At 66.3% G+C, this 22,504-nt stretch carries 21 protein-coding genes and 1 riboswitch; of the genes, 16 read left to right on the top strand and 5 right to left on the bottom strand.

Annotated features, from left to right (window positions below; translation table 11 throughout):
* Nucleotides 1-75: 75 nt before the first annotated feature.
* Nucleotides 76-1,155, top strand: coding sequence for a 2'-deoxycytidine 5'-triphosphate deaminase (locus ACZL02_RS02315; RefSeq protein WP_472938577.1), 1,080 nt, complete (start codon nt 76-78; stop codon nt 1,153-1,155).
* 66 nt (nt 1,156-1,221) lie between these two features.
* On the opposite strand, the gene ACZL02_RS02320 is transcribed toward ACZL02_RS02315, so the two are convergent.
* On the bottom strand, nt 1,222-4,401 hold the full coding sequence (locus ACZL02_RS02320) for an efflux RND transporter permease subunit (RefSeq protein WP_472939090.1): 3,180 nt from the start codon (nt 4,399-4,401) through the stop codon (nt 1,222-1,224).
* Nucleotides 4,401-5,597, bottom strand: a complete 1,197-nt coding sequence (locus tag ACZL02_RS02325) for an efflux RND transporter periplasmic adaptor subunit (RefSeq protein ID WP_472938578.1) — start codon at nt 5,595-5,597, stop codon at nt 4,401-4,403. The genes ACZL02_RS02320 and ACZL02_RS02325 overlap by 1 nt, the downstream gene beginning before the upstream one ends.
* 431 nt (nt 5,598-6,028) lie before the next feature.
* On the opposite strand from ACZL02_RS02325, the gene ACZL02_RS02330 reads away from it, so the two are divergent.
* Together ACZL02_RS02330 and ACZL02_RS02335 are read left to right on the top strand one after the other, a co-directional pair.
* The gene (locus tag ACZL02_RS02330; RefSeq protein ID WP_472938579.1) at nt 6,029-6,664 is read left to right on the top strand and encodes a HupE/UreJ family protein; all 636 of its coding nucleotides are present in this window, start codon (nt 6,029-6,031) and stop codon (nt 6,662-6,664) included.
* A gap of 4 nt (nt 6,665-6,668) precedes the next feature.
* Nucleotides 6,669-7,436, top strand: a complete 768-nt coding sequence (locus ACZL02_RS02335) for a hypothetical protein (RefSeq protein ID WP_472938580.1) — start codon at nt 6,669-6,671, stop codon at nt 7,434-7,436.
* 96 nt (nt 7,437-7,532) lie between these two features.
* Here the strand turns inward: ACZL02_RS02335 and ACZL02_RS02340 are convergent, their stop codons facing one another.
* Nucleotides 7,533-8,015, bottom strand: a complete 483-nt coding sequence (locus tag ACZL02_RS02340) for an ImmA/IrrE family metallo-endopeptidase (RefSeq protein WP_472938581.1) — start codon at nt 8,013-8,015, stop codon at nt 7,533-7,535.
* On the opposite strand from ACZL02_RS02340, the gene zigA reads away from it, so the two are divergent.
* The 4 genes from zigA to ACZL02_RS02360 all read left to right on the top strand — a co-directional run bounded on the left by zigA (nt 7,944) and on the right by ACZL02_RS02360 (nt 12,678).
* Nucleotides 7,944-9,146: a zinc metallochaperone GTPase ZigA gene (zigA, locus tag ACZL02_RS02345; protein WP_472939091.1), complete on the top strand. Its 1,203-nt coding sequence runs from the start codon at nt 7,944-7,946 to the stop codon at nt 9,144-9,146. The genes ACZL02_RS02340 and zigA overlap by 72 nt on opposite strands.
* 175 nt (nt 9,147-9,321) lie before the next feature.
* A riboswitch (cobalamin riboswitch) is annotated at nt 9,322-9,594 on the top strand.
* 239 nt (nt 9,595-9,833) lie between these two features.
* Nucleotides 9,834-10,880 carry an ABC transporter substrate-binding protein gene (locus tag ACZL02_RS02350; protein WP_472938582.1) on the top strand — a complete coding sequence of 349 codons (1,047 nt, stop codon included), beginning with the start codon at nt 9,834-9,836 and terminating at the stop codon, nt 10,878-10,880.
* Nucleotides 10,881-10,912: 32 nt separating this feature from the next.
* Nucleotides 10,913-11,917, top strand: coding sequence for a FecCD family ABC transporter permease (locus tag ACZL02_RS02355; protein WP_472938583.1), 1,005 nt, complete (start codon nt 10,913-10,915; stop codon nt 11,915-11,917).
* The gene (locus ACZL02_RS02360) at nt 11,914-12,678 is read left to right on the top strand and encodes an ABC transporter ATP-binding protein (protein ID WP_472938584.1); all 765 of its coding nucleotides are present in this window, start codon (nt 11,914-11,916) and stop codon (nt 12,676-12,678) included. The genes ACZL02_RS02355 and ACZL02_RS02360 overlap by 4 nt, the downstream gene beginning before the upstream one ends.
* Nucleotides 12,679-12,914: 236 nt before the next feature.
* On the opposite strand, the gene nikR is transcribed toward ACZL02_RS02360, so the two are convergent.
* A complete protein-coding gene (gene nikR / locus ACZL02_RS02365; protein WP_472938585.1) occupies nt 12,915-13,325 on the bottom strand; it encodes a nickel-responsive transcriptional regulator NikR in 411 nt (136 codons plus the stop codon).
* Between the two features lie 196 nt (nt 13,326-13,521).
* Here nikR and ACZL02_RS02370 point away from each other — a divergent pair, with 196 nt between their 5' ends.
* Genes ACZL02_RS02370 through ACZL02_RS02390 form a run of 5 tightly spaced genes read left to right on the top strand, consistent with a single transcriptional unit; the run spans nt 13,522 to nt 18,433 of the window.
* A complete protein-coding gene (locus tag ACZL02_RS02370) occupies nt 13,522-15,111 on the top strand; it encodes an ABC transporter substrate-binding protein (RefSeq protein WP_472938586.1) in 1,590 nt (529 codons plus the stop codon).
* A complete protein-coding gene (locus ACZL02_RS02375) occupies nt 15,096-16,124 on the top strand; it encodes an ABC transporter permease (protein ID WP_472938587.1) in 1,029 nt (342 codons plus the stop codon). Before ACZL02_RS02370 ends, ACZL02_RS02375 begins: the two co-directional genes overlap by 16 nt.
* Complete coding sequence (locus tag ACZL02_RS02380) at nt 16,121-16,975, top strand: ABC transporter permease (RefSeq protein WP_472938588.1); 855 nt, start codon at nt 16,121-16,123, stop codon at nt 16,973-16,975. The genes ACZL02_RS02375 and ACZL02_RS02380 overlap by 4 nt, the downstream gene beginning before the upstream one ends.
* Nucleotides 16,976-16,977: 2 nt before the next feature.
* On the top strand, nt 16,978-17,784 hold the full coding sequence (locus ACZL02_RS02385; RefSeq protein WP_472938589.1) for an ATP-binding cassette domain-containing protein: 807 nt from the start codon (nt 16,978-16,980) through the stop codon (nt 17,782-17,784).
* Complete coding sequence (locus ACZL02_RS02390; RefSeq protein WP_472938590.1) at nt 17,777-18,433, top strand: ABC transporter ATP-binding protein; 657 nt, start codon at nt 17,777-17,779, stop codon at nt 18,431-18,433. Before ACZL02_RS02385 ends, ACZL02_RS02390 begins: the two co-directional genes overlap by 8 nt.
* Before the next feature lie 28 nt (nt 18,434-18,461).
* On the opposite strand, the gene ACZL02_RS02395 is transcribed toward ACZL02_RS02390, so the two are convergent.
* The gene (locus ACZL02_RS02395) at nt 18,462-18,839 is read right to left on the bottom strand and encodes a VOC family protein (protein WP_472938591.1); all 378 of its coding nucleotides are present in this window, start codon (nt 18,837-18,839) and stop codon (nt 18,462-18,464) included.
* Nucleotides 18,840-19,020: 181 nt separating this feature from the next.
* On the opposite strand from ACZL02_RS02395, the gene ACZL02_RS02400 reads away from it, so the two are divergent.
* The 4 genes from ACZL02_RS02400 (at nt 19,021) to ACZL02_RS02415 (ending at nt 22,397) form a co-directional block, all read left to right on the top strand.
* Nucleotides 19,021-19,419, top strand: coding sequence for a winged helix-turn-helix transcriptional regulator (locus ACZL02_RS02400; RefSeq protein ID WP_472938592.1), 399 nt, complete (start codon nt 19,021-19,023; stop codon nt 19,417-19,419).
* A 219-nt stretch (nt 19,420-19,638) separates the two neighbouring features.
* Nucleotides 19,639-20,586, top strand: a complete 948-nt coding sequence (locus tag ACZL02_RS02405) for a LysR family transcriptional regulator (RefSeq protein ID WP_472938593.1) — start codon at nt 19,639-19,641, stop codon at nt 20,584-20,586.
* A gap of 330 nt (nt 20,587-20,916) precedes the next feature.
* Complete coding sequence (locus tag ACZL02_RS02410) at nt 20,917-22,047, top strand: NAD(P)/FAD-dependent oxidoreductase (RefSeq protein WP_472938594.1); 1,131 nt, start codon at nt 20,917-20,919, stop codon at nt 22,045-22,047.
* Nucleotides 22,044-22,397 (top strand): RidA family protein, encoded by a 354-nt coding sequence (locus ACZL02_RS02415; RefSeq protein WP_472938595.1) that lies wholly within the window; start codon nt 22,044-22,046, stop codon nt 22,395-22,397. Before ACZL02_RS02410 ends, ACZL02_RS02415 begins: the two co-directional genes overlap by 4 nt.
* Nucleotides 22,398-22,504 lie beyond the last annotated feature (107 nt).

Consider the following 22,504-nt stretch of genomic DNA (forward strand, 5'->3'; position numbering starts at 1 on the left):
GTCAATTCTCTGCTATGGCCATTTCAGCGGCCTGCGGCCGGGTGCCGCGCGTCTGCGGCGGAACGGGATAGTGGTATGACAGGCGGAATTTTGCCGGATCGGGCGATCGCGGCGCTCTTCGACAGCGGGGCGATCCAGACGGCGCGTCCGCGCGACGCCGACCAGATCCAGCCAGCCAGCCTCGACCTGCGCCTCGGCACCAAGGCCTACCGCGCGCGCGCCAGCTTCCTGCCCGGCCGCGGCAGGACGGTTTCGGAGAAGCTCGAGCGCTTCTCGCTGCACGAGATCGACCTGACGCCCGGCGCCGTGCTGGAGACCGGCTGCGTCTACCTCGTGCCGCTGATGGAGAGCCTGAAGCTGCCGGCCGGTATGACCGCGGCGGCCAATCCCAAATCCTCCACCGGCCGGCTCGACATCTTCACCCGCGTCATCACCGATGGCGCGCAGGAGTTCGACAAGGTGACGGAGGGATATGAAGGCCCGCTGTTCGTCGAGATCTCGCCGCGCACGTTTCCGATCGTCGTGCGGCCGGGCTCGCGCCTCAGCCAGATCCGCTTCCGCGCCGGCGGACTGGCGCTCGGCGAAGCCGAACTCGCCGATCTCCACGCCGCCGAGCGGCTGGTGACCTCGCAGGAGCCGAACATCTCGAACGGCGGCATTGCGCTGTCGATCGACCTCGTCGGCGATGCCGAGGGTCTCGTCGGCTACCGCGGCAAGCGCCATACCGGCGTCATCGACGTCGACCGCCGCGGCTATCCGCTGCGCGAGTTCTGGGAGCCGATCCACCGCTCGGATGCCGGCGAACTCGTGCTCGACCCCGACGAGTTCTACATCCTCGCCTCCAGCGAGGCGGTGCATGTGCCGCCGGCCTACGCCGCCGAGATGACGCCGTACGATCCGCTGGTCGGCGAGTTCCGCGTCCACTACGCCGGCTTCTTCGACCCCGGTTTCGGCCATTCGGGGGCGGGCGGCACGGGCAGCCGCGCGGTGCTCGAAGTACGCAGTCACGAGGTGCCGTTCATCCTGGAACATGGCCAGGTCGTCGGCCGGCTGGTCTACGAGCATATGGCGGCGTTGCCCGAGCGGCTTTACGGCCGGGACCTCGCCTCCAACTACCAGGCGCAGGGCCTGAAGCTTTCCAAGCACTTCGCCTGACGATGGTCTCGGCGCCGAAGATGGCGCCGGGTAGAGCGGTCAGGTCAAGACGCTGCGTCTTGCTGCTTACTCAGCCGGCGAGGGCGCTGCGCCCGCTGCCGGATCGACCGTCTCCAGCGAGCCATCGTGCTTCCAGCGGAACAGCCAGCGCACCAGCACGAAGAACAGCGGCACGAAGAAGATCGCCAGCACCGTCGCCGTCAGCATGCCGCCGATAACGGCGGTCCCGATGGCGATCCGGCTCTGCGCGCCGGCGCCCGACGAGATGGCGAGCGGCAAAACGCCGAAGATGAAGGCAAGGCTGGTCATCAGGATCGGCCGCAGCCGCAGCCGTGCCGCCTCGACCGCGGCATCGAAGGGCTTCTTGCCCTGCCGTTCGGCCAGTTCGGCGAATTCGACGATCAGGATCGCGTTCTTCGCCGAAAGGCCCATCGTCGTCAGAAGGCCGATCTGGAAGTAGACGTCGTTCTCCAGTCCCCGCAAAGTGACGGCGGCCACCGCGCCGATCAGGCCAAGCGGGATGACCAGCATCACCGAGAACGGGATCGACCAGCTTTCGTACAGCGCGGCAAGGCAGAGGAAGATCACCAGCAGCGATAGGCCGTAGAGCAGCGGCGCCTGTCCCGCCGACAGCCGCTCCTGGTAGGAAAGGCCGCTCCAGGCGACGGAGACGCCCGGCAGGTCCGCCGCCAGTTGCGCCATCTTCTCCATGGCCTGCCCCGAGCTGAAGCCGGGACCCGGCTGGCCCTGGATCTCATAGGACGGCAAGCCGCTGAAGCGTGTCAGGGTCGTCGGCGCCTGCGCCCAGCTGACCGAGGCGAAGGACGAGAACGGCGCCATCAGGCCGCTCGCGGTCCGCACATACCAGCCATCGAGGCTCTCGACCGCTCCCCGCGAGCTGGCATCGCCCTGGACGTAGACCCGCTTGACGCGGCCGCGGTCGACGAAGTCGTTGACGTAGGAGCCGCCCCAGGCCGTGCTGAGCGTCTGGTCGACGTCCGCCTGGCTGATGCCGAGCGCGCCGACCTTCTCGTCGTCGATCTTGATCTGCACGGTCGGCACATCCTCGAGCCCGCTCGGACGAACCCGCGCCAGCGACGTGTCGCCGGCCGCGGCAGCCAGAAGCTGGTCACGCCTTGCCTTGAACTCGTCCCGGCTGAGCTCGCCACTGTTCAGGAGCTGCATGGTGAAGCCGTTGGACTGGCCGAGCCCCTGGACCGAGGGCGGCGTCAGCGCGAAGAACTGTGCATCGCGCAGACCGCTGCCGAGTTGGCCACTGGCGCGGCCGACGATCGCCGTCGCGCCGTTCTCCTCGCCCTTGCGATCATCCCACGGCTTGAACTGCACGAAGCCCTGTCCGACGTTCTGCCCGGAGCCGCTGAAGCGGAAGCCCGAAATGGTGAACAGTCCGGCGATGTTGGCGCCTTCCGTCTCCAGGAAGTGATCCTCGATGGCCGCCGCGGTGTCGACGGTTCGCGGAAGGGTCGCACCGGGCGGCAACGTGTACTGCACGATGCCGTAGCCTTGGTCCTCGACCGGCAGGAAGCCGCCCGGCAGCTGCAGGAAGAGGAAAATCAGACCGGCGACGATCCCGGCAAAGACGATCAGCGACAGCCAGGCGCGGTGGATCGCCCCTTTGACGCCGGCGACATAGCGCCCGAGCAACCGGTCATAGCCCCGGTTGAAGCCATCGCCGAGACGCCCGACGAGGGCGGCGATCCCGCGCCGCTTCTTTGCATCCGTCCGCCGCTTCAGCATGCTGGCGGTGAGCGCCGGCGTCAGCACCAGCGCGACGACCACCGAGAGCACCATCGCAGAGATGATGGTCACCGAGAACTGGCGGTAGATCACGCCCGTCGACCCGCCGAAAAACGCCATCGGCAGGAACACTGCCGACAGCACCAGCGCGATTGCGATCAGCGCCGTCTGGATTTCGCCCATCGACTGCAGCGTCGCATCGCGCGGCGAGATGTCGGGGTCTTCCTCCATGACGCGCTCGACATTCTCGACGACCACGATCGCGTCGTCGACGAGAAGGCCGATGGACAGGATCATGCCGAAGAGCGTCAGCGTGTTGATCGAGTAGCCAAATAGCGCCAGAACGCCAAAGGTGCCGAGCACCACGACGGGCACGGCGATGGTCGGGATCAGCGTCGCCCGCCAGTTCTGCAAGAACACGAACATCACGACGACGACGAGGACGATCGCCTCGATCAAGGTTTTCACCACCTCGTCGATCGACAGGCGGATGAAGTCGGTGCTGTCGCGCGGGAAGGTCACGCGGTAGCCGTCCGGCATGCTCTCGGACTGCTGTTCGACGAGGTTCTTCACGAGCTCGGCCGTCTCCAGCGCGTCGGCGCCGGGCGCCAGCTGGACGGCGATGCCCGATGCCGGATGGCGGTTGAAACGGGTGAAGCGGGTGTAGTTCTCCTTGCCGAGCTCGACGCGGGCGACATCGCTGAGCACCACGCGCGCGCCGCTGCTCTCGGTTCGCACCACGATCTTCTCGAAAGCCTCGGGCGTCGTCAGCCTCGACCGTGCCGTCACGATGGCGTTGAGCATCTGGTTCGGCGGCGAGGGCTGGGCGCCGATCTGCCCGGCCGCGACCTGCGTGTTCTGCGCCTCGATCGCGGAAATGACGTCGGCGGGCATCAGGCCGTAGGAGTAGAGGCGCCCGGGATCGAGCCAGATCCGCATCGCATACTGCGAGCCGAAGAGGTTGGTGTCGCCGACGCCGGGCAAGCGACCGATCCGCTCCTGCAGGTTCGATGCGAGATAGTCGGAGATGTCGGCGTCGGTGGCGCGGTCTGTCTCGTCGTAGACCGCTGCGACCAGAAGGAAGTCGCTGTTCGACTTCGTCACCGTCAGGCCTTGCTGCTGAACTTGCTGCGGCAGGCGCGAAACCGACTGCTGGACCTTGTTCTGGACCTGCACCTGCGCGATGTCCGGATCAGTTCCTTTGTCGAACGTCACTGCGATGGTCACCGTGCCTTCGGCCGAGGAGGTCGAGGTGAAATAGATGAGGCCATCGAGGCCAGTCAGCTGCTGCTCGATGACCTGCGTCACGCTGGACTCGAGCGTCGCCGCCGACGCGCCGGGATAGGTGGCGCGAATGTTGACTTGCGGGGGCGCGACGTCCGGGTATTGCTCGATCGGCAGCAGCCAGATCGATCCGGCGCCGCCCAGCATGATGACGATCGCGATCACCCAGGCGAAAATCGGGCGGTCGACGAAAACCTTGCTGATCATAGCGAGGCGACCGGCTTTTCCGCCGCCTTCCCGTCCTTCTCGTCGAGCTTCGCTTCCACGGGGCGGACGACAGCGCCCGGTTTCACCTTCGAGACGCCCTCGACGATCAGCCGGTCGCCGGTGGAAAGGCCGCCGGTCACCAGCCAGCGATCGCCGATAGCCCGCCCGACCTCGATCTTGCGGAGTTCAACCTTGTCGCCGTTCCCGACGATCAGGGCCGTCGCCTCGCCGCGGGGATTGCGGGTAACGCCTTGCTGCGGCACCAGGATCGCGTTCCGGGCTTGCGCCTGGGAGAACACGGCGCGCACGTACATGCCGGGAAGGAGAAGCCCGTCCGGGTTCGGAAACTCCGCCCGCAACGTTACCGAGCCGGTATCGGGGCTCACCGTCACCTCGGTGAATTTCAGCGTGCCCTTCAGGGGGTAGTCGCTGCCGTCCTCGAGCTTCAGCCGAACCTCGGCAGTATTCGCCGCGACCTTGCTCGACGCCAGCGCGCCGCGCAGTTTCAGGAGCGAGGTCGACGACTGCTGGATGTCGACGAAGATCGGGTCGAGCCGCTGGATGGTGGTGAGCGGATCGGTCTGGGCGGCCGAGACCAGCGCGCCGGTCGTCGACACCGATCGTCCGATCCGCCCGCTGATCGGCGCGGAGACGCGGCTGAAGCGGAGGTTGATCTCGGCGGTCTGAAGCCGCGCCTCGGTCTGGGCAACGGCGGCCAGCGCCGCGTTCGAGGTCGCGGCTGCATCAGTAAAGGACTGCTCGCTGACGACGCCCTTCTGCACCAGCGGCCGCAACCGGTCCGCCTGGCCGCTGGCATTCTCCGCGGTCGCCTTGGCGCTGGCGACATTGGCCCGTGCCTCTGCCACCGCGGCCTCGAACAGGCTCGGATCGATCTGGTAAAGAATATCACCCTTCGCGACCGTCGCGCCCTCGGTGAACAGCCGCTCCTGCAGAAGACCCGATACCTGCGGGCGAACCTCCGAGGTCTCGAAGGCCGCGGTTCGGCCCGCGAGTTCCGTGATGAGCGAGACGTCTTCCGTCTTCGTTGTGACAAACCCGACCTCGGTCGGCGGTTTCTCCGGGGCCTTGGCCTCATCCGCTTCAGAATTGCAGCCAGCCAGGAGCCAGCAAGCACCGAGGATCGCCGGAAGAGCAAGGGCGCGGCGAGAGAACAAGGCAAGTCGTCTGGTCATGGGTCCCGCCGGTCGACAGTAGAGGATCAGCCGTCAACGCGATCGGTACGAGAGCCGTTGCGCAAACCGCACTCAGGCTTCCAGATCAGGTCAAACTCTGATGCAAAATGGATCTAACTCCCCGGCGTAAATAAACGCGGCCAGCGTGCGGACTAGGACGCGGCCATCACAATAGTGCGGCGCACAATATGCTTTGCGTGACCAGACTTGTCTTCGCTGTCACGCCGGCGTGATGCCTCGGCCGACTGCTCTCGGCGGAAGATGAGATCGTACGGGCGGACATCCGCACCGGCCCCCAATTATCAGCATCGCTTGCTAGGGGGCAGTGGCGACCGGGAAGCTGCACCGTCCCGCGCCTTGCGGCGATTTAACTTGCGGGAGGGACGTTTCGAGCGCTCCGCTCACCCGAGGCAGGCTGCGCGGGAGCCAACATGAGCGTCGTCGACATCCGGATTGGCTTCCGGCTTCCTTCCAGTAGTCCTCGGAGGCTGGGAGCGCCGCTCCTCGCCCTCGCGCTCGGTCTTTTTCTCCTTTCCGACCATCCCGCGGCCGCCCACATCGTTGGTCGCGCCGCCGGGTTCTCGAGCGGCTTCGAACATCCGCTCACCGGGCTGGACCACTTCCTGGCCATGCTGTCCGTCGGCATATGGGGCGCCCAGATGGGCGGGCGCTCCGTCTGGACGCTTCCGGTGACGTTCCCGCTGATCATGACACTCGGCGGCATCGCCGGGATGGGGGGACTGCCGATGCCCAGCGTCGAGCTCGGTATCGCGGTCTCGATCATGGTGCTCGGAACCGCCATCGCCGCGGCATGGAGGCCGAACGAGTTCGTCGCGCTCGCGCTGATCGCGGTGTTTGCTCTCTTCCATGGCTATGCGCACGGCGTTGAGCTGCCGCGGGCGGCCGACCCCGCAAACTACGCCGTCGGCTTCGTGATCGCGACGGGACTGATCCACGTGCTGGGAATTGGTGTTGGGCTCCTCTTGTCGAAGCCGTTCGGCGGCTTCCTTGCCCGGGCGCTCGGCGGGGCCATCGCCCTCGGCGGCGTGTGGTTCCTGCTGGCCTGAATTCATGCCGGTCTTGCGCTCCGCCATCCCAGGTCTGTTCATCGGTGTCGCCGCGCTGCTCTCCGCCTGGCTCCTTCCGCCGACTCTAGTGGGCGACGGAGTTCGCGCCGGCGCGGCCTTCATGTTCGAAAGCCCCGACCGTTGGCTGGCGATCATCGGACTGGGTCTGGCCCTCGGCTCTGACAACCGAGAGGGTTCGTGGATCGGCTGGGTAGCCTTCGTTGGCGGGGCCTGTCTCGCCATTGCCTCCGGGCATTCTGGCGTGTGGCCAAGGCTTACCGCGCCGTCCACCTACGCCTATCTCCACCTTCTCGGACCGGGGGCCTGCCTCCTGTCCGGTCTCTTGCTGGTCGGGAAAGGGCGCTGGCGAACTCGCTTAAGTCCCGTCGCGGCCTTTGCTTTCGCGGCGATGCTGCTTCTCACGGCCGCCATCAACGATCCCGCTCCAGAGGGATACAGTTTCGGTGCGGGGAGCTTCCTGTCGGCGGCCGGGTTGGCCCTTATGACATCGGCCTTTCGTCGCCTGGTCGCTTGGAGCTGGGTGCCGATCGGGGAACGCATCGCGGGGAGCTGGCTGCTGACGATCGGGCTACTGTTGTCCGCGGTCCAGGTGCTCCCGGTTACGGCGTCGGTGCCGGACATCGCGAGGCCCGCGGCGGAGGCGTCGTCGAGACCACCGGCCATCCCGGACTTCGCGCCCGGAATGCGTCCGGGCGAGGACGTCGTTCCCGTGCCCTTCGGCGATCGGGGCATGCCGAAGGGTACAAACTGACGGTCGCCCGTGCTGGAAGTTGCCGGTTCCGGTTGGCCAGTTCCTCGCCGACCCCCCCAAAAAAGGAGGCCCGCCGGTTTCTTCGCCGAGCGAGGCTCATCCGGGCCAGTCGAGCCTCGTCTTCAGCTTCGTCAACGCCGACCCAAACGGGACAAGCCCCGCATGCTGGAGGCGGCCTACGACGATGCCGGGGGCGATACCGGACCTCTCGGCGAATTCCACCACCGTTCCCTCGTCGAAGCGCCGGCGCGCGATGAACCCGTCCATCTCGGCTCGCGGGATGAGGATATTCGCTGCGAACTGGTTCGCCTCGATCTCCTTGGGGTCAGCGGGGTCGGCGGGGTCGTCCTTGCAGTCCTCCACGAACATGCCCTTCTTGCCATGCAGCAAGACATGTCCGGCCTCATGGAAGAAAGTGAACCAGTCCTGACCGCCGCAACTCACTCCCGGCTTGCGAATGTAATGAAATAACATTACACACCTCGCGACGTTGTTCGTGAAGGAGCCCTGATGCGAAAGTTGCCCGTTACCGTCCTGTCCGGCTTTCTCGGCGCGGGGAAGACGACCGTTCTCAACCATGTCCTGACCAACCGCGAGGGCCTGCGCGTCGCCGTGATCGTCAACGACATGAGCGAGGTGAACATCGACGCGGCTCTGGTCCGGGACGGTGGGGCGGACCTGTCGCGCACGGACGAGCGGCTGGTGGAGATGACCAATGGCTGCATCTGCTGCACGCTTCGCGACGACCTCCTGGCCGAGGTCCGCCGACTTGCCGAGGAAGATCGCTTCGACCATCTGCTGATCGAGTCCACCGGTATTGCCGAACCGCTTCCGGTGGCTGCGACCTTCGAGTTCCGCGACGAGGAGGGCCGCAGCCTGTCGGATGTCGCCCGGCTGGACACGATGGTGACGGTGGTGGACGCGGCAAGCCTCCTGAAGGATTACGCCTCCACCGACTTCCTGCGCGACCGCGGCGAGACGGCGGGCGAAGGCGACGTCCGCACCCTGGTCGACCTCCTCGTCGAGCAGATCGAGTTCGCCGACGTGATCGTCCTCAACAAGATCGCGGATGCCAGCCCCGGCCAGCGCGACGCCGCCCTGAAGATCATCCGTGCCCTCAACCTCGATGCCCGCATCGTCGAGACCGATCACGGCGTCGTGCCGCTCGGCGAGGTCCTCGGCACCGGGCTGTTCGACTTCGATCGCGCCCACGAGCACCCGCTCTGGTACCGCGAACTCAACGGCTTTGCGGACCATATGCCGGAGACCGAGGAATACGGGATTCGCTCCTTCGTCTATCGGGCGCGCGCACCGCTCGACCCGGTGCGGTTCCACGGCTTCGTCGGCGAGGGCTGGCCGGGCGTGATCCGTGCCAAGGGTTTCTTCTGGCTGGCGACGCGACCAAACCATGTCGGCGAGATCGCGCAGGCGGGCGCGCTGGTGAAGACCGAGAAGCGCGGCCTCTGGTGGGCAGCGGTCCCCCGCGCGAGATGGCCCGATACGCCGGAGTGGCAGCGCCTGATGCAGCCCGTCCTCGATCCCGTCTGGGGCGATCGGCGCCAGGAGATCGTGTTCATCGGCACCGATCCGATGGACGAGGCGGCGATCCGCAAGCGACTGGACGCCTGCCTCCTCGACACCGCCGAGTTTGCGCCGGAGGCATGGGCGCGTCTTGCCGATCCGTTTCCCGACTGGGCGCCCCGCGCCTGACCGGCCGTCTGTCGTCTTGCCGCCTCTGCGTCCACCGACGTGAGAGGACGGCCATTGCCGCGCGGTCTCAAGGAGATCCGCCATCGCGCGGGGGGCATGACCTATACGGCCCTTGCGGTGGGCGGGTCCGGCGCACGTTGACGCATGGCCGATTGACGCCATCGCATCGCGCCGCGTAGGCAGGACGCGACGGTTTCCCCGCGGCGACAAGCCCGGGGGATTAAAAGGGAACACGGTGAGGACGACCCAATCGGGGCCGAAACCGTGGCTGCCCCCGCAACTGTAAGCGGATGCCGATCATCCCCGCGCTTCTCCCTCGAGAGGTGCGGTGGGCCGCCGGGTTCACCCCAGCGCCATGCCACTGCGAAGACCCTCGGGCATCGTGGGAAGGCAGATGATCGGTGCGACCTCCGCGAGCCAGGAGACCTGCCGTCAAGCGATCGATCCACTGTCTCGAGCGGGGTTGCTCGGAAAGGATGCCCATGACGGCTTTTCGACGGCGTTTCGACGCCGAACCCTTCCCCTTGTTGCCCTCCGGTCGAGATCGCGCGCGCCCGTAGGGCGCCCCGGCGATCCCTCGCAACCGCACGCCACGGCCCGCTTCACGCGGGAGCCGACGGTTAGCCTGTCCGCGCGCCTGCATCGCGGACCGTCCGTCATGACCCGCATCCTTCCAGGAGAACAACGATGACCGCTCCCCGATCTCTGCTGCGCTGCCTCCGCCGCGCAGGTCTTGCGTCACTCGCGGCGCTGGCTTTCGGTGCTGCGCCGAGCCTTGCGGCCGGCAGGACCGTCTATCCTTTGACCATCGAGAACTGCGGCGTCGGCGTCACCTTCGACCATGCGCCGTCGAAGGTCGTCGCCATTGGCCAGAGCGACACGGAGATACTCCTGTCGCTGGGCCTCGCCGACAAGATCGTCGGCACCGCGGTCTGGTTCGGGCCCGTGCTGAAGCAGTACGCGGCCGAGAACGCCAGGATCAAACGCCTGGCGGACAATGATCCAAGCTTCGAGTCGGTCGTCGGCCAGGAGCCGGAACTCGTCACCGCCCAGTTCGAATGGCATGTCGGTCCGAACGGCATCGTCGGCAAGCGCGAGCAGTTCGCCGAACTGAAGATCGACACCTACGTCGCCCCGGCAGACTGCGTCGAGAAAGACAATTCGGGCGGTGGCGACGGCACCCGCAAGCAGATGTTCACGATGGACCTCGTCTATCAGCAGATCCACGAGCTCGCCGAGATCTTCGATGTCAGCGACCGCGGCGACACGCTGATCGCCGATCTAAAGGCCCGCGAAGCTGCGGCGATCGCCTCCGTCGCCGACATCCGGGCGAAGGGCGTGCCGGTGGTGTTCTGGTTCTCCAGCAAGGAGGTCCAGGGCGACGCCTTTGTCGCCGGCAAGAACGGCGCGGCAGCGTTCCTGATGAATGCTGTCGGCGCGACCAACGTCATCACCACCGCCGAGGAATGGCCGATGGTGAGCTGGGAGAAGATCGTCTCCGCCGATCCGAAGGTGATCGTAATCGCCGACATGGACCGCCGCCGCTACGTCGCCGATGACCCGGCGGTGAAGATCAAGTTCCTGGAGACCGACCCCGTCACCAGCCAGCTCGAGGCTGTGAAGGGAAAGCACTTCATCCAGATGAGCTCGCAGGCGATGAGCCCGACCATTCGCGCGGTCGACGGACTCGAGGCCCTGGCGAACGGCATCAAGTCGTTCGGGCTGGCGAATTGAACGGCGGCGCGCTGCTGGGCGGCGGATGGGGCGTGCGCGCCCTCTCCGCTGCCGCCTCGCTGGCTTTGCTCGTCCTCGCCATCGGCATCGCCGTATCGATCGGCGAGATGACCATACCGTTGGCGACGGTGTTCAAGGCGCTCGGCAACGGGCTGTTCGGCACGGGTTTCGAGCTCAGCCGGATCCAGGAGGGGATCATCTGGGACTACCGTCTCAGCCGTGCCCTCGTTGCCGCCTGCTGCGGCGGCGCACTGGCGATCTCGGGGACGATCCTCCAGGCGCTGCTCAGGAACGCTCTCGCGGATCCCTATGTCCTCGGCATCTCCGCAGGTGCATCGACTGGTGCGGTGGCGGTGATGATCGCGGGGTTTGGCGGCGGGGCGATCACACTGTCCGGCGGGGCGTTTCTCGGCGCGACAATCGCCTTCGCCCTGGTCTCCGTGTTGGCTGCGGGCGCCGGTGGCGGCGTCGACCGCATCATCCTCGCGGGCGTCGCCGGCTCGCAACTGTTCAACGCCATCACCGCCTATATCGTCACCACCTCGGCGAACGCCGAGCAGTCGCGCGGGGTGATGTTCTGGCTGCTCGGCAATCTCGGCGGGGTGCGCTGGCCCGACGTTTACGTCTCGGCGCCGATCGCCTTGGCCGGCTTCGCGGTGTGCGCCTTCCACGCGCGGGCGCTCGACGCCTTTACCTTCGGCACCGATGCCGCCTCGGCCCTCGGCATCCCCGTCACCCGCGTCCGCTTGGTGCTGTTCGGCATCACCGCGGCGATGACCGCGACCATGGTCAGCATCGTCGGCTCGATCGGCTTCATCGGCCTGATCGTCCCGCACGCGGCCCGCTTCCTGGTCGGTCCCGGCCATGCCCGCCTGCTGCCGGCCTCGCTGATGATCGGCGCGGTCTTCATGGTCTTCGCCGACATCGTCTCGCGCACCATCGTGCCGCAGCAGATCCTGCCCATCGGCGTCGTCACCGCACTCTTCGGCGCGCCGGCCTTCGCCTTCATCCTCTACCGTGCGCGGCGGCCGACATGACGATCACCCTGGAAAAAGTGAGCTGGGGCATCGGCGGCCAACTGCTGGTGGATGGCGTGAGCCTCGAGACCGTGCCGGGCGAGACGCTCGGCCTGATCGGGCCCAACGGCTCCGGCAAGTCCAGCCTTCTTCGCCTGATCTGCCGGCTGAGAAAGGTCGCCAGCGGTGTGATCACGCTCGGCCAGACGGACCTTGCGGCGATGCCGAGGGCCGAGATCGCCCGGCGGATCGCGCTCGTCGAGCAGCAGGCGACCACCGAGACCGACATCACCGTCCTCGAGGTCGTCCGTCTCGGCCGCACCCCGCATCTCGGCCCCCTTTCTCCCTGGTCGAACGACGACGAAATGCGGGCTACGAACGCGCTCGCGCATGTCGGCATGACGGAGAAACGCCGGCAGCTCTGGCACACCCTTTCCGGGGGCGAGCGTCAACGCGTCCACATCGCCCGCGCCCTCGCGCAGGCCCCGAGCGAGCTCCTGCTCGACGAGCCGACCAACCACCTCGACATCCAGCACCAGCTCGAGATCCTGTCGCTGGTGGCGAAGCTGCCTGCCACGACGATCGTCGCACTGCATGACCTGAACCTCGCCGCGATGTTCTGCGACCGCATTCTCGTCCTCGACCACGGCCGCGCCGTGATGCTCGGAACGCCTGCCGAGGTGCTGACCGAGCCTCTTCTGGAAAGGGTCTTCAAGGTTCGGACCCGGGTCCTGGCATCGCCATACCACATCGGGCCTCACGTGCACTTCCTCGTCGACTAGCGCCAGCTCGGAAGAAAACCCTGCCGCAGACCGATCCAGTCTATCCGCCCGAGCTGGCAGGGCGTCTTCCACTCCATCGCGGCGCCAGCGAGTGTAAGGCCAGCGTTCTGCTGGACGATCAGGGCTTCGACACCGGAAAGTTGGCAGCACCTGTTCGCCTTGTCGCCGTCCCCGGCGGGACGCCGTTCTTCGTCGTCTCCGCCGTTCGTCCCTGAAGGCCGGCCTGGCGCGTGGCTTCAATCCCTTCGGTGTGCCGGGATCAGCACCAGTTCGCCGTGGCGGACGCTGCGTTCGGCGATGACGTGCTCGGCGAAGTGGCGCACTTCCTTCGTCGGCCCTTTGAGGACGGAGACCTCCATGCAGGTCTCATGGTCGAGATGCACGTGGAGGCTCGACACCGACAGGTCGTGATGGTCGTGGTGGGTGTTCGTCAGGCGGCGCGAGAGGTCGCGGGCATTGTGGTCGTAGACATAGACCAAGGCCGCCACGCAGTCGCCGACGTTGCCATTGTCGACCTTGGCCTGCGTGAGCCCGGCACGTGCGAGATCGCGGATGGCCTCGGAACGGTTCTGGTAGCCGCGCTCGGCCATGATCGCGTCGAGATCCGCCATCAGTTCGTCGTCGAGGGTGACGGTCACGCGTTGCATGGCTCTGGCTCCCATTCGCTCTTCGTCCCGACACCTGCCTTGTCTCGGCGCTCTGATGCAAGGTCTCCAGCCGAACGCTCCGTACGAACGCGCTCATCGTGAGTAAGATGTTTCTCGGTAGACCTCATACTTTGCTGCCCTTATGGTCCGCGTCGATTCGACCCTTGGTCGTTGGTGGAACATAGGGACCAGAATGATGCGAGGATCACGCCGAGGCACCGTTACCAAGAACGCGGTGCTGGCGCTCCTTCTGACAGGGCTCGGGGGATCGGTCGCATCGGCGGCTTCGAAGACCGATCTGGTGCTGGCGATCGGTGGAGAACCGGAGACGGGCTACGATCCGCTGCTCGGCTGGGGGAGTTATGGTCATCCGCTGTTCCAGTCGACGCTTCTGACCCGCGACGCGGCGCTGGCGACGCAGCCGGACCTCGCCACAAGCTGGGACCTCTCGGACGACCGTCTGACCTGGAAGGTCGTGATCCGGAGCGACGCCAGGTTCTCCGACGGGACGAGGCTGACGGCAAGGGACGTCGCGTTCACCTTCGATCGCGGCGCGAAGACCGCGGGCGCCCTCGACCTCTCCGTCCTCGATAGCGCGACGGCCACCGACGATACGACGATCGTCTTCCGCCTCAAGAAGCCGTGGATCACCTTCACCGAGAGCTTCCACACGCTCGGCATCGTCCCGGCCGCGCGCTACGGCACCGACTACGCCCGCCACCCGGTCGGCTCCGGCCCGTACCGGATGGTCTCCTGGCAGGAGGGCGAGCAGCTCATCGTCGAACGCAATCCCGGCTATTACGGCAAGGCCTCGCCCTTCGAGCGCATCACCTTCCTCTTCACCGGCGAGGACGCGGGACTGGCCGCCGCCCGCGCCGGGGCCGTCGACCTCGTGTCGGTACCCGGCGTCTCGACTGACGCAGTGCCGGACGGCTTCCAGACGGTCACGGCCCGCACCGTCGACAACCGCGGCATCAGCTTTCCCATGCTGCCCGACGAGGGCAAGTCGAACGCGGAGGGCGAGAGGCTCGGCAACGCCGTGACGTCCGACAAGGCGATCCGGCAGGCCATCAATCTGGGGCTCGACCGCGCCCAAGTCGTCGACGTCGCGTTGCATGGCCACGGGACACCCGCCTACGGACCAGCCGATGGTCTGCCGTGGGCAGGCGAGGGAGAGACCGTCGCGTTCGATCCGGATGGCGCCAAGGCGATCCTCGACAAGGCTGGCTGGATCGAGGGCAGCGATGGGGTGCGCGCCCGCGGCGGGATCCGCGCCGCTTTCCCGATCAACTATCCCGCCTCCGACACGACGCGCCAGGCGCTGGCCGAGACGGTCGCCGAGCTCCTGCGTCCGCTCGGGATCGAGGCGACGGCGAAGGGCTCGTCCTGGGACGCGATCAACCGCGTGATGCATGCCGAGCCCGTGATCTTCGGTTTCGGCAGCCACTCGCCGCTCCAACTCTTCAACCTCTACGACTCCTCGGTCGCCGGGGTCGAGTACCTCAACCCGACCTATTACCGGAACGCCGCCGTCGACGCGCACTTCGCCGAGGCGCAGGCCGCGGGAAGCCTCGAGGCGTCCTTTCCGGCTTGGCGAGCCGCCGCCTTCGACGGCACGACGGGCTATGGCCAGCGGGGCGACGCGGCCTGGGGCTGGCTCGTCAATCTCGACCACGTCTACTTCGCCAACCAGTGCCTCGACGTCGGCCAGACCCAGATCGAGCCGCATGGCCACGGCTGGCCCATCACGGCAACGATCCAGGACTGGCGATGGACCTGCAATTGACCCGGTCGGGCAGGGTCGCGAAGGTCGCTGCCCGGCGCCTCGTCCGGCTTGCGATGATCCTCGTGACGGTGTCGGCGGTGGCCTTCACGCTGGCCAAGCTCTCGCCGATCGATCCGATCGACGCCTATCTCGGCCCGGCGATCGCCCGGGTCAATCCCGAGCAGCGCGCCCTCATCGCGAGTGCCTGGGGCTTGGACCGGCCGGCGGTCGTCCAGTTCGCGCGCTGGGCGGGCCGCATCCTCTCCGGCGATCTCGGCTGGAGCGTCACCTTCAACGCGTCCGTCGCCGAGGTCCTGCGCGAGCGTCTGGGCGCGACACTGGCGCTGGCTGGAACGGCGTGGATCCTGTCGGGCCTCCTCGGCTTCGCGCTCGGTGTCCTTGCCGGCGCGTTCGAAGGATCGTGGATGGACCGCATGATCCGCGTCTACGCCTATGTCCTTGCGTCGACGCCGACCTTCTGGCTGGCCATCCTCCTCCTCGTCGTCTTCTCGGTCCAACTGCGATGGACCCCGGTCTGCTGCGCCGGCCCGATCGGCGTCGTGTCGGCAGACGTGACGCTGGCGGATCGGCTCCGTCATCTCGCGCTGCCGCTCGCCACGCTGTCGCTTCTCGGGGTCTCCCAGATCGCGCTCCACACGCGGGCGAAGATGGCGGAGATCATGCGGTCGGACTTCGCGCTCTTCGCGGCCGCGCAGGGCGCATCCCGGTTCGATGTCGCGCTCCGCCACGGCGCCCGGAACGCAGCGCTCCCCGCCCTGACCATCCTCTTCGCATCCATCGGCGAGATCCTCGGCGGTTCGGTCCTCGCCGAACAGGTCTTCGCCTATCCCGGGCTCGGACGCGCGACGGTCGAGGCGGGCGTGCGCGGCGACGTGCCTCTGCTGCTCGCCATCACGCTTCTCACGACGGCGATCGTCTCCGGCGGCAATACCGTTGCGGACCTCCTCTACGGCGTCCTCGACCCGCGCATCGCCGCGAAGCGCGAGACCGCCGCGATCGACCTGTTCCGATGACGGACATCCCAACTCAGACCCGAAGCCTCGAAGGCCCATCCGCCGGGCGCGTCGCGACACTCGGTGTCGCCGCGCTGGGCTTGGCGATCATCGTCGCCGTTCTTGTCGACGCCTGGTGGCTTGGTCCCGTCGGCATCCGTTCCGACTTCGGCGCCCGACTACTGCCGCCGTCCATGGCGCATCCGTTCGGCACCGACGCCATGGGGCGGGAGATGCTGGCGCGCACCGTCAAAGGCCTGGCCGCCAGCCTGTGGGTCGGGACGCTCGCCGCCACGATCTCGTCCACCCTTGCGCTTCTCCTGGTGCTCGCCTCGATGCTCGGACGCGTCTGGGATGCGGCGGTCTCGTTTCTCGTGGATGCCGCGCTCGGGCTTCCGCATTTCGTGCTCCTGATCCTCATCGCCTTCGCGATGGGCGGCGGCACGAGCGCCGTCATCGTCGCCGTCGCGCTCACGCACTGGCCGCGGCTGACCCGGATCCTGCGGGGCGAACTCCTCCAGGTTCGATCCTCCGGCTATGTCGAGGCGTCGCGCGCCTTCGGCAAACCGTGGCACTACATCGCGCGCCACCACGTCCTGCCGCATCTCGTGCCGCAGCTCCTCGTCGGCCTCGTCCTCCTCTTCCCGCACGCGATCCTGCACGAGGCCGGACTGACCTTCCTCGGCTTCGGTCTGGAGCCTTCGAAACCCGCCATCGGGATCATCCTCTCGGACGCGATGCGCTATCTCGGCGCGGGCAAATGGTGGCTCGGCGTGTTCCCCGGCCTTTGCCTCCTCGCCCTCGTGCTCTGCTTCGACGCCATCGACGGGGGCCTGCGGCTCTGGGCGGACCCGCGCTCCGGGCAGGACTGACGATGCTGGAGATCGAGAACCTCACGATCCGCTTCCGCCGCTACGACGGCCTCCTGCGTCGCCGTGAGATCACGTGCCTCAGCGATGTCAGCCTGAACGTCGCTCCCGGCGAACTTCTCGCGGTCGTCGGTTCGTCCGGAGCCGGCAAAAGCCTGCTGGCCCATTCCGTCCTTGGCATCCTGCCGCGCAATGCCTCGGTCGAGGGCAGCATACGGTTTGAAGGTGTCACGCTCGACGATGCATCCCTGCGGACCTTGCGAGGTCGCCGGATCGCGCTTGTTCCCCAGTCGATCGCCCATCTCGATCCTCTGGCCCGGGTCGGGAGCCAGGTGAGATGGGCCGCCGAACGCTCGGGCCTGGCACGAGGTCGCTCCGCGCAAGCCTCCGCCTTGATCCTGCACGAGCTCGGCCTTCGGGCCAGCGTAACCCAGGCCTACCTCCATGCTCTCTCGGGCGGGATGGCGCGCCGCGTGCTGCTGGCGATGGCGACGGTCGGCCACGCCGATCTCGTCATCGCTGACGAGCCGACGGACGGGCTCGATCCGGCCAACGTGGCCATTGTCCTCGGTCACCTTCGCGGGCTCGCAGACCGGGGCAGGGCGGTGATCGTGGTGACGCATGACCTCTCTTCTGTCGTCCCACATGTCGATCGGGTGGCGGTGATGAGAGAGGGCGTTCTCCTCGGCGCGGAGCGGGCGGAAGACTTTTCCGGTGACGGCGCGTGCCTTCGTTCCTCCTACGCTCGCGACTTGTGGCGCGCTTTGCCGGAGAACGATTTCTTAGCGCCATTGGAGCGGATCGGTGCTTGAAGCGCGCGACATCGTCTTCGGCCATGGGCGGCAAGGCCCCGTCGTCCTCGACGGCGTGAGCCTGACGATCCGTCCAGGAGAGATCGTCGGCCTATCCGGCCCGTCCGGCTGCGGCAAGACCACGCTCGGGCGCATTCTCGCGGGTCACCTGCGTCCGGCGGACGGCGACGTCCACATCGATGGAGCGGCACTCCCCACTACAGGCTTTCAGCCTGTTCAGCGCCTGCCGCAGACGCCGATCCTCGAGATGAACCCGCGTTGGCGGATCGGCCGGATCCTCTTGGAGGCCTGGGCGCCGAACGAGAAGGACAGGAAGGCATTCGGCATTCGCCCGGACTGGCTCGACCGCTACCCGCACGAGCTCTCCGGAGGCCAGTTGCAGCGGGTCTCGATCCTGCGCTCGCTCGCCCCGGGGACACGCTATCTCGTGGCCGACGAGATCACCGGCGCGCTCGACGCGATCGGACAGGCGGATATCTGGGCGAGGCTCCTTGCCTTCGCCGCGATACGCTCGATCGGCATCCTCGCGATCAGCCATGATGAGGCGCTGCTTTCCAGGATTGCCGGATCGAGGTTTCGATTGGACACCGGACGACAAAAGCCGCAGCCGTCCCAGCTACCGGACTCACGTGACCGAGGGGGGCGATAGTTGCCGGGCCGTCTGCCCAAAAGCTGCATCAGCCTTTGTGGACGACTTCGAACGAGTATCCGTCGGGATCCCTGACGTCCGCCGCGTAATATCCCGGATAGTATTCCAGGCGGGCACGCGGGGAGATGTTGTCCGTTGCACCGGCCGCGATGGCGGCCTCGTAGAACCGATCGACGAGGGCTGTGCTGTCGGCCTTGAATCCCCAATGGATCGCGTCTGGGTTCGGTTTGCCTTCCTTGAGCCAGAAGATCGCGCTTTGGCCGTCGCCAAACCCCCAGAGGTCAGGATGACCATCCTTTCCCTTGAAGGGCATGAAGAACTTGATGTTCAACGGCTCAAGGGCTGCTTCATAAAACGCCAGAGATACATCGATCTTGCTGATAGTTAGAATGATATGGTCGAGCATTGCGGGCGTCCTGTTGTTGAGTTGTCAGCAGGGAAAGTCGTCCCACAAGATGCGGGGGCAGGCGTAAATTTGATGTTTTGCTCTAGGATTTGACGCTAACTCTCCGTAAGAAATTTATAGTGTCACTCATGCTGATCCACAAGAACCCACATTGATGTGGGCAGCTAACATGAAAGTAAGCATGAGCAAGTCAGCCGTCGATATACAGATTTCCCCCGGCCTTTTGTGTGGCCACGAAGATCCGGTTGCGTTTCGCGAGCTGCTGACCAGGGTCGGGGACAAGTGGAGTATTTTCATCATGCTCGCGCTCTCCATGCTCCCCGGCGAGCGGGCGAGGTTCTCCGGGCTCAAGAGGTCGATCCCGGCGATTTCCGAGCGGATGCTGTCGCTCACGCTGCGAAATCTGGAGCGGGACGGCTTGGTGACGCGCGAGCTTTTCGCGGAGGTCCCTCCCCGGGTGGAGTATGAGCTGACCCCCATGGGGAGAAGCCTGCTGCCCGCGTTGCAAGGGTTGGTGGATTGGGTTGCCGCGAACGCAGACGGGGTCAAGGTGGCGCGAAGCTCATTCGACGCCCGATAGCCATGGCGGTGCTCCGCGTTCCCTACGCTCTACAGCTAGACCAGAAACGTCAGGCTCAAGCAGAATGCGGCGACCCGCTGGCTCAGCACATGTTTGCCCTTTGTCTTGGAGAAGCAGGCCTGATCGCCTCCGGCAACGGACCTCATCGTTGACTCAAGGTTGGACGGTTGCCCTTTCCGATGCGATCGGGAACATTCCCCGCAAGTTGAGGATTGCCGCATGATTCCGAGCGACAATGAATTCACGCCCCGGGAGATCGAGGCCTTCGCCGCGGTCATGACCCACGGCACGACCACCAAGGCAGCCGACGCCCTCAACATCACCCAGCCGGCCGTCAGCAAGATGCTGATCCACCTGAAGGAGAAGGCGGGCTTTCCCCTCTTCCGCAATCACAGGCAGAGGCTGATCCCGACCCCCGAAGCGCACATGCTGTTCGCGGAAGTCCAGCGGGTCTTCGAGACCGTTCGCGGGATCTCGATCATCGCCAAGGAGATCAAGGAGCTCCGAAGCGGCAGGCTGAACATCTCGGCGCTCCCGGCCTTCGGCCTGACCCTCTTGCCGTCGATCGTTGCCAGTTTCACCAGGAATTATCCCGACGTCGCGATCTCGATCGACATCCGGAGCTCGTCGACCATCATTCAGCGTGCAAGCCGCAACCAGCTCGACATCGGCGTCGCCGCAGAGCTCGACGACGAAACTCCATCGGTTGTTCGGCGGACGCTCACCGCGACGCCGCCCGTCTGCATCATGCCGAAAGGCCATCCCCTGAGCCGGCTCTCGGTCGTCCAGCCCGACGACCTCGACGGAATGGACTTCGTCTCGCTCGGCGCCGGGGATCCGATGCGCCGACAGCTCGATGCGCTCTGCGAGGAGCGTGGCTCCAAGCGGGTCCTGAAAGTCGAGGCAGCCCTTTCGGCGAGCTGCGTCAATCTCGTCGCCAACGGCGTCGGCGTCGCCGTCGTCGATCGGCTGTCGGCCTGGATGGCGAGGGACCTGCCGATCGAGATCCGCGACTTCCGCCCGCAGCTCAACGTCAACCTCAGCGTCTACAGGCCCTGGGGAACGATCGCCTCGTCCGTCTCCGACACCTTCATCGAGCACCTGATCCAGTCGACCCGGGACTACATGAACGGTGTCGACAACGGGATCAGGGCTCTGGGTGAGTGACCGCCTTGGCGGCGGGGCGGGCAAGGTGGTCACCGCCGGTTACTTCGTCGGGGCGTAGAAGAGCTCGAAGGGCCGGACGATATTCCTTTCCTCACGCTGGACCACAGAACAGCCCGCGCATGGATTGCGGGCTGTTTTCATAGTTGTGGCGCCCGTCAGGCTCGCGACTTGGACCGACACAGCTTCATAACTATTCAGCATGAGCCGCCTCGATCAGGTTGTTTGACCGGCATACCCCCCTTCTACACAAGTGGACCGACACCGCCGCTTAAGGTGGCCCGTGCATCGCCAAGGCAATGCAGGTCGAGACGGATCCACGAGGAGAAGAGCATGCGCGTGATTGTGTTGGGAGCCGGGATCGTCGGAAGTTCGGTGGCCTACGAGGCGGCGAAGGCTGGTGCGCAGGTGACGGTTCTGGAAGCCGGGAAGATCGCCGGCGGCGCGTCGGCGGCAAGCTTCGCCTGGACGAACGCGACGGGCAAGCGGCCGCAATCGTACTTCGCCCTCAACGTCGCCGGCATGCGGGCGCATCTCGATCTCAGCAGGGAGTTCGGCAACGCGCCCTGGTTCAAGCAGACCGGCAGCCTCGAATGGTACAGCAAGGAAGAGGACTGGCCCGCCCAGCTCGAAAACGCCGACCAGATGCAGGAGTGGGGCTATGGGGTCGAATGGATCAGCCAGTCCCGGTTGAAGGATCTCGAGCCGGAGATCGACCTTGCCGCCATCAAGGATTCCCCGATCATCTACTACCCCGAGGAGGGCTGGGTCGATCCCGTGCTCTACTCCGCCTGGCTCCTGAGAGCGGCGAAGGAGAAGTGGGGCGCCGTGATCCACCCCTTCGTCGGCGCGACGTCCGTCGACGTCGAGGATGGCGTTGCGAAGGCCGTCCGCACCGCCGATGGCACCGTCTTCGAGGCGGACGTCATCGTCAACTGCACCGGAAGCTGGGCGGACCGCGTTCTCGATGGCGTCCCACCGATCCCGATGGCCTCGAACGTCGGCGTGCTGGGCTTCACCTTCCCCGTGGCCGCAACGATCCAGCGCCAGTTCCACATGGACGACCTCGACGTCCGTCCGGACGGCGCCGGGCGCCTGATGATCCACAAGATCTCGGTCGACTCCCTTGTCCCCGAGCTTCGCCCGCTGGAGGCGAGGGGCGAGGAGGCGGCGCTTCTGGTCGAGGCCGTCGCGCAGATTCTGCCGTCGATCAAGGGTCAGGACCTCGAGTCCATCCGCACGACGATGCGGCCGATCCCGAGCGACAGGTTGACGTGCAGCGGCTGGATCCCGGGCGTCAGCGGCTACTACGTGGCCGTCACCCACAGCGGCGTGACGATCGCACCCTATCTCGGCAAGGCGGTCGCCGACGAGGTCGTCCGCGGCGACGTTCACGCTAGCCTGAAGGACTTCCGTCCCGACCGCTTCATGGTCGCCAAAAACGGCTCGGGGCAGAGGGCATGAGCCTGCAGCGCATTGGAAAGACCGAGCGCCTCAGCCGAGTCGTCGTGCACGAGAAGGTCGCCTACTTCTCCGGACTGACGGCGGACGATCGCCAGCAGGACGCGCGTGGCCAGACCGCGCAGGTCCTCGCCAAGGCGGACGCTCTTCTGGAACAGGTAGGCTCCAGCCGATCGCTGATCATCAGCGCGACGATCTGGCTTCGCGATATCGCCGACTTCGACCAGATGAACCTCGCCTGGGTCGATTGGATCGACAAGGAGGAGCCGCCTGCGCGGGTAACCGTTCAGGCGGTGCTGGGCCTGCCCGACATCCTGGTCGAGATCCAGTTCACGGTTGCGCTGTCTTCCTGATCGGGCGTTGGGTCGCTGTGTCTTGAGACGACGCGGCTGCTCTCGACCCATTTCGGGCGCTAAATCTTATGTCATCCAAGAGCTGAAAGCGGACGTCGGCAGCAGCC

The organism is Mesocryomonas fontinalis, assembly GCF_055730125.2.